At 45.8% G+C, this 10,000-nt stretch carries 8 protein-coding genes (1 of these 8 cut by a window edge); 7 read left to right on the plus strand and 1 reads right to left on the minus strand.

Annotation, left to right across the window (positions count from 1 at the left end; genetic code table 11):
• The 6 genes from dnaA to gyrB all read left to right on the plus strand — a co-directional run bounded on the left by dnaA (position 1) and on the right by gyrB (position 6,321).
• Positions 1–1,347: a chromosomal replication initiator protein DnaA gene (dnaA, locus tag MHH57_RS00005; protein ID WP_029518975.1), complete on the plus strand. Its 1,347-nt coding sequence runs from the start codon at positions 1–3 to the stop codon at positions 1,345–1,347.
• Positions 1,348–1,533: 186 nt separating this feature from the next.
• A complete protein-coding gene (gene dnaN, locus MHH57_RS00010; RefSeq protein WP_029518977.1) occupies positions 1,534–2,676 on the plus strand; it encodes a DNA polymerase III subunit beta in 1,143 nt (380 codons plus the stop codon).
• A gap of 47 nt (positions 2,677–2,723) precedes the next feature.
• Entirely contained in the window at positions 2,724–2,942 is a 219-nt protein-coding gene (gene yaaA / locus MHH57_RS00015) for a S4 domain-containing protein YaaA (RefSeq protein WP_029518979.1), read from the plus strand.
• Between the two features lie 54 nt (positions 2,943–2,996).
• Positions 2,997–4,112 (plus strand): DNA replication/repair protein RecF, encoded by a 1,116-nt coding sequence (recF, locus tag MHH57_RS00020; protein ID WP_013308098.1) that lies wholly within the window; start codon positions 2,997–2,999, stop codon positions 4,110–4,112.
• A gap of 16 nt (positions 4,113–4,128) precedes the next feature.
• Entirely contained in the window at positions 4,129–4,380 is a 252-nt protein-coding gene (locus MHH57_RS00025; protein ID WP_007433255.1) for an extracellular matrix/biofilm biosynthesis regulator RemA family protein, read from the plus strand.
• 30 nt (positions 4,381–4,410) lie between these two features.
• Positions 4,411–6,321, plus strand: a complete 1,911-nt coding sequence (gene gyrB, locus MHH57_RS00030; protein WP_013308100.1) for a DNA topoisomerase (ATP-hydrolyzing) subunit B — start codon at positions 4,411–4,413, stop codon at positions 6,319–6,321.
• Between the two features lie 141 nt (positions 6,322–6,462).
• Here the strand turns inward: gyrB and MHH57_RS00035 are convergent, their stop codons facing one another.
• Positions 6,463–7,290: a YheC/YheD family protein gene (locus MHH57_RS00035; RefSeq protein ID WP_342434688.1), complete on the minus strand. Its 828-nt coding sequence runs from the start codon at positions 7,288–7,290 to the stop codon at positions 6,463–6,465.
• 466 nt (positions 7,291–7,756) lie between these two features.
• Here MHH57_RS00035 and gyrA point away from each other — a divergent pair, with 466 nt between their 5' ends.
• On the plus strand, positions 7,757–10,000 hold the 5' portion of the coding sequence (gene gyrA, locus MHH57_RS00040) for a DNA gyrase subunit A (protein WP_029518981.1). Its footprint extends 321 nt past the window's final position; the window shows 2,244 of its 2,565 coding nt (coding positions 1–2,244); its start codon is at positions 7,757–7,759; its stop codon lies off the right edge, out of view.

Genomic DNA, 10,000 nt, shown 5'->3' on the forward strand with positions numbered 1-10,000 from the left:
GTGGACAGCCATACCTCTGAACTATGGCAGCAAATTCTATCCATCATACAAACCAAGCTGAGTAAGCCGAGTTACGACACTTGGTTTAAGGCTACCAAGGCAGCGAAACTAAATGACCACTCCATTGTGATTTCTGCACCGACAACTTTTGCCGTGGAATGGCTTGAAAGCCGCTATACCAAGCTAGTCGGAGCAACGGTTTATGAGATTTTGGGCAAACAGCTAGAGGTCAAGTTCGTTATTGAAGAGAACAAGCCCGCCGAGGTCGACCTTCAGCAACAACCTCAGCAGCAGCCGGTCGTTCATGAAGAAGCTGTGTCCCATATGCTGAATCCCAAATATACATTCGATACATTCGTCATCGGATCGGGGAACCGTTTTGCCCATGCGGCATCGCTGGCCGTCGCCGAGGCGCCGGCCAAAGCTTACAATCCGCTGTTTTTATACGGTGGTGTAGGGCTGGGAAAAACGCATCTGATGCACGCTATCGGACACTATATTTTGGAGCACAATCCGGCCAGCAAGGTCGTTTATTTATCGTCGGAGAAGTTTACGAATGAATTCATTAATGCTATCCGGGACAACCGCGGGGAAAGTTTTCGGAATAAATATCGCAACATTGATATTCTGCTCATTGACGATATTCAATTCATTGCGGGTAAGGAATCGACGCAGGAGGAATTTTTCCACACGTTCAACGCGCTTCATGAGGAACGCAAGCAGATTATAATCTCAAGCGATCGGCCACCTAAAGAGATTCCAACGCTGGAAGAACGGCTACGCTCTCGCTTCGAGTGGGGACTCATAACGGATATCCAACCGCCGGATCTGGAAACGAGAATTGCTATTCTTCGTAAAAAGGCGCGGGCAGAAAACCTGGATATTCCCAATGAAGCCATGATGTATATCGCTAATCAAATCGATACAAACATCCGTGAGCTAGAAGGGGCGCTTATTCGCGTTGTCGCTTATTCCTCCTTAACCAATCAGGATGTATCAAGTCATCTCGCGGCTGAGGCGCTGAAGGATATTATCCCGTCCAGTCGACCAAAAATGATCACGATCCAGGATATACAGCACCAAGTCGGGGAATTTTACAATTTACGGCTGGAGGATTTTAAAGCGCGTAAACGGACGAAGGCTGTAGCTTTTCCACGACAGATTGCCATGTACCTGTCTCGTGAGTTAACCGATTATTCTTTGCCAAAAATCGGTGAAGCTTTCGGTGGGCGTGATCATACGACTGTCATTCATGCGCACGAAAAAATCTCCAAATCCATTCAAGTGGATCAGGATCTGTTTAAAGTTATCAACAACCTAATAGAAAAAATCAAAAATCCAACCTGAACAAGTTCAGAGCCTATACACAATTTATACACATGTGGATAGGCTTGATTTTATTAGGGTTACAGTGACTTATCCACATATTCAGTGCGCCTATTACTATTACTAATATATTTTAAAGATATACATCACCTAAATAAGGCCCGCGTCAACGCGTGCTTGAAGGATTAAAACCCGTAGGAGGAACTTATGAAGATCAGCATTCTGAAAAACGTTTTGAACGAGGCTATACAACATGTATCCAAAGCGATATCAAGTCGAACTACGATTCCAATTCTGAGTGGTATTAAGCTGGATGTGAATCACCAGGGAGTAACGCTGACCGCCAGCGATACAGACATCTCGATTCAATCCTTTATTCCGATGGAGGATGGTGACCAAACTGTCGTTCAGGTTGAACAACCCGGTAGTGTGGTGCTGCCTGCCAAATTCTTTGTCGAAATTATCAAAAAGTTGCCTTCGCAGGAGATTCGTATGGAGGTAAAAGACCAATTCCAAACCTTTATCTCGTCCGGTGCAACTGAAATTCAGATTGTTGGCTTAGATCCTGAAGAATTCCCGGTGCTTCCCAACATTGAAGAAAATCAAGTCATCTCTGTGCCAGGAGATTTACTTAAAAATATGATTAAACAGACGGTGTTCTCCATTTCCACCCACGAAACGACACCGATTTTAACCGGCGTGTTGTGGAATCTGGCTGAGGGGGAACTGAAGTTTGTGGCAACGGACCGCCACCGCCTTGCCACCCGCAGCGCTCATTTGGAGACGTCTGAAGGCTTGCGCTTTAGCAATGTTGTCATTGCGGGCAAAACGCTGAATGAGCTGAGCAGAATTATTCCAGACCAAAATATGCTTGTGGATATCGTAGTAGCGGACAATCAGGTATTATTCAAAGTAGATCGGGTGCTATTTTATTCCCGCATCTTGGACGGCACCTATCCTGATACTTCTAGAATTATTCCGACCTCCTACAAAACAGAACTGATTGTGGATACAAAAAGTTTAAGTGAGTCAATTGACCGTGCTTATTTGCTGTCCCGTGAGGAAAAAACGAATATCGTAAAAATGCAGTCGCTGGAAAATGGCGGTTTGGAAATTTCCTCTAGTTCCTCTGAGCTTGGCAAAGTGCGTGAGGAAGTAACGGTGTCCAAATTTGAGGGGGAGCCGCTCAAAATTTCGTTCAACTCCAAATACATGCTTGACGTGCTGAAGGTGATTGACAGCGAGCAGCTGACGATTGCTTTTACCGGCATTATGAGTCCCATTATTTTAAAACCGGCAGATTCCAGCAATGCGCTATATATCATCCTGCCATATCGCACAACCAACTGATGTCTAGCGTTAACCCACCTGAGGACAACCGAAAGGATGAACAAGCCTTGAAACCAATATCTATACAGACCGAATACATCAAGCTCGATCAATTTTTAAAATTAGCCGATTGTGTATCCACAGGAGGCATGGCTAAAGCCCTGCTGCAAGAGGGACAAGTCCGTGTGAATGGTGAACCGGAAGAACGTCGTGGAAGAAAACTGTACCCAGGTGATACCGTAGAAGTAGAGGACAACGGAAGTTTCGAGGTTACAGCAGGAGCATGATCGCCTGGGTGGCAAGGACTCCTTTTAGGTACGGAGTAACAAGGGGGACCCTATGTGTTTGTGAACAACATTGTTTTGCAGCAGTACCGGAACTATGAGCAGCTGGAACTGAATGAATTTGGTCCCGTTAATTTGCTGATCGGACAAAATGCGCAGGGCAAAACGAATCTGGTAGAGGCGATTTTTGTACTAGCTTTAACCAAAAGTCATCGAACGTCCCGCGACAAGGAGTTAATCTCTTTCGGGGCTACTTCCACTCACCTAGCCGCAGATGTGGATAAAAAATACGGGAAAATCAGACTGGATCTCGCGTTATCCACACAAGGCAAAAAAGCAAAGATCAACGGACTGGAGCAGCGTAAATTGAGCGATTTTATCGGTTCGTTAAATGTGGTCATGTTTGCACCTGAGGATCTGGAAATTGTGAAAGGAACACCGGGGGTCCGCCGCCGGTTTCTTGACATGGAAATCGGCCAGGTTGCGCCAGGCTATCTGTATCATTTGCAGCAATACCAGAAAGTATTGGTTCAGCGAAATAACCTGCTCAAGCAAGCTTGGGGTAAGGATATGGCGTCAGTGCAGCTGATGCTGGAGGTATGGAATGAGCAACTTGTTGAGCATGGTGTTAAAATTGTTAAAAAGCGGAAACAATTTATAACAAAGCTACAAAAGTGGGCTCAGGCTATTCATGAAGGGATCGCAGGTGGGACGGAAGAGTTAAAATTAACCTATGTTCCCTCCTTCAGTGAGCCAGAGGAAGAAGATGAAGCTGTCTTATTGGAGCGATTTATGATAAAGTTATCCCAAATGAGGGAACAGGAAATCCGCCGTGGCATGACTTTGGCGGGACCCCATCGTGATGATTTAGCCTTTGCCATTAACGGCAGAGAAGTGCATACGTATGGCTCTCAGGGGCAGCAGCGGACGACGGCCCTGTCCTTGAAGTTGGCCGAAATTGAGTTAATTCATGAGGAAATTGGTGAATATCCTGTCTTGCTGCTGGATGATGTTTTGTCCGAGCTGGATCCCTATCGTCAAACCCAGCTGATCGAGACCTTCCAAAGCAAAGTACAGACCTTTATCACGGCAACCGGGGTTGAGACTTTGAACGCAGAACGACTCAAGGATGCCAATATTTATCACGTCCACGACGGGCATGTGGAACACTAAGGAGTGAGTGACCGCTATGTATATTCATCTGGGTGGAGAAAAAATCATCCGCTCGTCAGAGCTTGTGGCTATTTTCGATATCTCGATTGAAAAATCCTCTAAAATCTCCAAGCAATACGTGAACCATGCCCAACAGCAAAAGCATGTCGAGATGATTGGCGAAGAGGAAGCCAAGTCCATCGTAGTTACTCAGAATACGGTGTATTATTCCCCCATCTCCTCAACAACACTCAAAAAGCGGGCAAACCAGTTTGTTGCCAATGCTTAACCATAGAATCTATAGAAGTAGGTGAAAGGCATGTCTATGAATCAACCGTCTTATGATGCGGGCGAGATTCAGGTCCTTGAGGGCCTGGAGGCGGTTCGGAAACGTCCCGGGATGTATATTGGCTCCACAAGCGCCAAAGGTCTCCATCATCTGGTCTGGGAAGTTGTGGACAACAGCATTGACGAAGCGCTGGCGGGTTATTGTGACAGCATTCAAGTTGTGGTTCACGAAGATAACAGTGTTACCGTTACAGATAATGGACGTGGTATTCCAGTAAGCGAACACGCCAAAATGAAAAAATCTGCGCTGGAAGTCGTTATGACTGTGCTTCACGCAGGCGGTAAATTCGGAGGCGGAGGGTACAAGGTATCCGGTGGTCTGCACGGGGTTGGGGTATCGGTAGTGAACGCTCTCTCCAGCAAAATGATTGTTCATGTTAAACGAGACGGACATCTGTATGAGCAGGAATATCACCGTGGTGCTCCGCAGTATGATGTCAGAGTCATCGGTGATACAGACGAGACGGGTACCCAAACGACCTTCTATCCGGACGATCAAATCTTTACAGAAACGACCGTATATGATTATGATACGCTCCAAACGCGGATTCGTGAGTTGGCTTTCCTGAATAAAGGCATTGCAATCAGCTTGACTGACGAACGGACGGGAGCTAGCGATACATTCCATTACGAGGGCGGAATCAGTGAATATGTGCAATTCTTGAATCAAAAAAGAGAAGCGCTACATGAACAGCCGATTTATGTCGAAGGCTCGCGGGATATGATTCAAGTCGAAGTTGCATTGCAATATAACGACAGCTATACCGAAAATATTTATTCTTTTGCCAACAACATCAACACCCATGAGGGCGGAACTCACGAATCAGGTTTCAAGAGTGCATTAACCCGGATTATAAACGATTATGCACGTAAAAATGGCTTGATTAAAGACAACAATGCCAACCTGACCGGTGACGATGTGCGTGAAGGATTGACGGCAATTATCTCCGTCAAAATTCCAGAACCACAGTTTGAGGGTCAGACCAAGACAAAGCTGGGTAACAGTGAGGTGCGAGGGATTGTCGAATCCTTATTCGCAGAGAAACTCCAGGAGTTCCTAGAGGAAAATCCGTCTGTTTCCCGCCGCGTGGTAGATAAATCATTACAAGCAGCACGTGCCCGGGAAGCAGCGCGTAAAGCGCGTGAGCTTACACGTCGCAAAAGTGCGCTGGAAATCAGTTCGCTCCCAGGCAAGTTGGCGGATTGCTCCTCTAAGGATGCTTCGATTAGTGAACTGTACATTGTCGAAGGTGACTCCGCAGGGGGATCAGCCAAGCAGGGGCGTGATCGTCACTTTCAAGCTATTTTGCCGATTCGTGGTAAAATCCTGAATGTTGAAAAGGCACGCTTGGACCGTATTTTGTCCAGTGATGAAATCCGGTCGATGGTAACAGCAATGGGTACAGGGATCGGAGACGACTTTGACATCGCCAAAGCCCGTTATCACAAGGTCATCATCATGACAGATGCGGATGTCGACGGCGCCCATATTCGTACGTTGTTGCTGACGTTCTTCTATCGGTACATGCGTAAAATCATTGATGCAGGCTATATTTATATTGCTCAACCACCATTATTCAAAGTAGAGCGTAACAAAGTTGTACGTTATGCGAACTCCGAGGCGGAACGTGATGAGATCATCAGGGAATTTGGAGAAAACGCGAAGTACAATGTACAGCGCTATAAAGGTTTGGGTGAGATGAATGCGACCCAACTTTGGGAAACTACGATGGACCCTGAGAGTCGTACTATGCTTCAGGTAACTGTCAGTGACGCGATGCTGGCTGATACACTGTTCAATACCTTGATGGGTGATAATGTAGAACCTCGTCGTGACTTTATCCAAGAGCATGCAAAGTACGTGAAAAATCTTGATTTCTAATGTGTAACGTTCCTTCCTAGTGGCTGTATTACATGCTCATTAGGTAGTATTTTGTAAGAGTTCACGAGGGGCGCCCAAATGGGCGTCCCTTTTCTTGTCATTAACCAGCCCGGGTGTATTTGAATATCTAATCTCATTGTTTTAGGCTTTTTTCTTAGAGCGCACGGGTTTACCTGTCGACGGAGAGTATCGGCCGTAGCCTACTGCATATCTGAATATTTTATGATAGAGGCTTTTGTTTGGAAGGGAAGAGAATACCTTGATTGCTGGTCTCGTATTAACCTCAAGAATCCACGGATAATTTTGCTGATCCAGTCCCACATCTAATCCGATTTCCCTTAAACGTGGGTATTTTTTTTGCAACTGCCAGGCTACCCGTTCGCCCATTTTCGATAATTTTTGCTCCAGTCGTACAGCTTCCTTTACATCCATATATGGAGCGACCAGCTCATTGAAAAAGCGTGTTGTCCCACCGCTGTGATGATTGGTGACGACTTTGTCAGGAGCAGCTACGCGTCCTACAATAAGTGTTGTTTCCCATTGGTGTCTCAAGTTCATCTGGGTTAATACCCTCAGATCGAAGGGGCGTTCTTCATGCTGAAGAAGTGGAATTCCACGTTGGATCAGATATGGACGTTTTCGTATGCGGGAAGAAACCACTCTGTGCAGATCTTCTAGACTTTCGAAGGTGAAAATGTCTACTTCATAGCGAAGCACATACCAAGTTCTCTCTTCGATGATTCCTTCTTCTGTCGGCGGGGGCGGCTCTGTCAGCCTCTCTGCCCGCATAACCCCTTTTCCATAAGTACCGTTATCCGGCTTAATATAGACAGTACCATACACGGCCAACATTTCGTTTAAGTGATCAAATGTGTACAACCGTGTTTCCGGTACATAAGCAGCCAATGTCGGATTGGGGAGAATGGCATTTGTTTTGGTCCACTTACTGGATACTCGTTGAATAGACAAGTAATCTCATCCCTTTCTTTTCGAAATATGAGTCATGTACTTGGAATCCGCAACACTTTAACAAAACAAGGGAAACTAAAGGACAAGCGCGTAAAACAATGATATAATAGAGAAATACGGCGTTTTTCGGAATTTTGCTAATTGAACCCTGACCGTATACGTATTGTATGTGGAAAAGGCCCTTATGGTGGGGGCTAATCCCCAGCTCTGGGGAATTTGTTATAATCAGGGCTTGTGAGTTGTACAAGAGAATAGCGATCTGCTACAGGCAGAAAGAGAATGACGAGGGATTTACGCTGTAAAGAGGACAGATGCGTTTAATTGTGCTCTTTTTGTGAAAGTAATATAATTATACAGATGAGGATTTCAGCCAAAATCCTGCGCAGAGAGCGGAGTGTATAGGCAGTATCTTGTTAGGCTTTTCACATAGAGAGCATTGTATTGAAGGATAAGAAGGAGGACCAGCATGGCGGATCAAAATAACTCGCAAATCATCAATAGGGATATCGGAGTGGAAATGCGCGAATCCTTTATGGATTATGCCATGAGTATTATTGTTAGCCGTGCCTTGCCTGATGTGCGGGACGGACTGAAGCCGGTACACCGTCGTATTTTGTATGCGATGTCCGAGCTAGGCATGTCGCCAGATAAGCCTTACAAAAAATCGGCAAGAATCGTCGGCGAAGTTATCGGTAAATATCACCCTCATGGTGATACGGCTGTATATGATACGATGGTGCGGATGGCGCAGGATTTTTCCTTGCGTTACATGTTGGTGGATGGACACGGTAACTTTGGCTCCGTGGATGGAGATATGGCCGCTGCGATGCGTTACACCGAAGCACGGTTGTCCAAGATTGCCATGGAAATGCTACGTGATTTGAACAAAGAGACCGTTGATTTTATGCCGAACTACGATGGTGAAGAGAGCGAGCCTGTCGTATTACCAGCACGTTATCCTAACTTGCTGGTGAATGGGGTCGGCGGGATTGCAGTCGGGATGGCTACCAATATTCCTCCGCATAACTTGGGAGAGGTTATCGATGGTGTACAAGCACTGATCGAAAACCCTGACATTACGCCGATGGAACTTATGGATTATATTCAAGGACCGGATTTCCCGACAGCAGGTTATATTTTAGGACGCTCTGGTATCCGTCAGGCGTACCAGACGGGCCGCGGATCTGTGACCATGCGTGCAAAGACCACCATAGAAGAGATCGGCAATAAAGCACGGATTATCGTGCATGAGCTGCCTTACCAAGTGAATAAGGCTCGTCTGGTTGAGAAAATTGCCGAATTAGTACGTGACAAACGTATTGAAGGCATTACGGATCTGCGTGATGAATCGGACCGTACGGGTATGCGTGTCGTTATTGAGTTGCGTAGAGACGTGAACCCGAATGTCGTTCTGAATAATTTGTTTAAACATACAGCTATGCAGTCGAATTTCGGTATTAATATGCTTGCCATTGTAAACAACGAACCGAAGATTCTAAACCTGAAGGATGTCTTGTATCATTATCTCAAACATCAGGTCGAAGTTATTCGTCGCCGGACAGAATTTGATCTGAAAAAGGCCGAAGCTAGAGCACACATTCTGGAAGGCTTGCGCATTGCTCTTGACCATCTGGACGAAGTTATTGCCTTGATTCGTTCTTCCCAAACTGCAGAAGCAGCTCGTGAAGGACTGATTGAGCGTTTCTCGCTCACTCTTGAGCAGTCTCAGGCTATTCTCGATATGCGTCTGCAACGTTTAACCGGTTTGGAACGTGAGAAGATTGAGAACGAATATAACGAGCTAATACAAAAGATTGCGGAATACCGTGAGATTTTGGCGAACGAGCATCTGGTACTCAACATCATTAGCGAAGAGCTGAATGAACTTAAAGGGCGTTTCGCTGATGAACGTCGCACTGAAATTACAGTGGGTGAAGAGAGTATTCTGGATGAGGATCTCATTCCGCGTGAAGATGTTATTATTACTGTAACCCATACGGGATATATCAAACGCCTTCCTGTTACCACCTATCGCAGTCAAAAACGCGGTGGTCGTGGTGTAGTGGGTATGGATACCAAAGATGAGGATTTCGTAGAGCATCTGTTCATTACGAATTCACATCATCATTTGTTATTCTTTACCGACAAGGGTAAGGTATATCGAATTAAGGCCTATGAGATTCCTGATCTAAGCCGGACAGCCCGGGGAACACCGATTATTAACCTGATTCAGATTGAACAGGGTGAGTCGATCAATGCGGTAATTCCAATCGAGGAATTTGTGGAGGATAGCTATCTTTTCTTTGCGACTCAGCATGGGATTATTAAGAAGACACCGCTTGACGACTATGCAAATATCCGCAAAGGTGGCTTGATTGCCATTAACTTGCGTGAAGATGACGCCCTGATCGAAGTGAAGCTGACGGACGGACAGCAGGAAATGATTATTGGTACAGCACAAGGCATGTCTATCCGTTTCCCTGAAAGTGATGTACGGTCTATGGGCCGTAGCGCTACAGGGGTTAAAGGGATCAACCTTGATGAGAGTGATGCTGTAATTGGTATGGACATCGTGGATACCAGCCTGGATATCCTGATTGTAACGGCCAAAGGTTATGGCAAGCGTACCCCTGTTATGGATTATCGTATCCAAAGCCGTGGAGGTAAGGGGATCAAGACGATTAATGTTACGGAAAAAAATGGTCCAGTT

Source organism: Paenibacillus sp. FSL H7-0442, from assembly GCF_038593105.1.
Classification (GTDB): Bacteria; Bacillota; Bacilli; order Paenibacillales; family Paenibacillaceae; genus Paenibacillus; species Paenibacillus polymyxa_D.

Coding starts and splice junctions, on each gene's coding strand:
- dnaN (WP_029518977.1), top strand. CDS start 1,534: ATGAAGATCAGCATTCTGAAAAACGTTTTGAACGAGGCTATACAACAT.
- MHH57_RS00025 (WP_007433255.1), top strand. CDS start 4,129: ATGTATATTCATCTGGGTGGAGAAAAAATCATCCGCTCGTCAGAGCTT.
- gyrB (WP_013308100.1), top strand. CDS start 4,411: ATGTCTATGAATCAACCGTCTTATGATGCGGGCGAGATTCAGGTCCTT.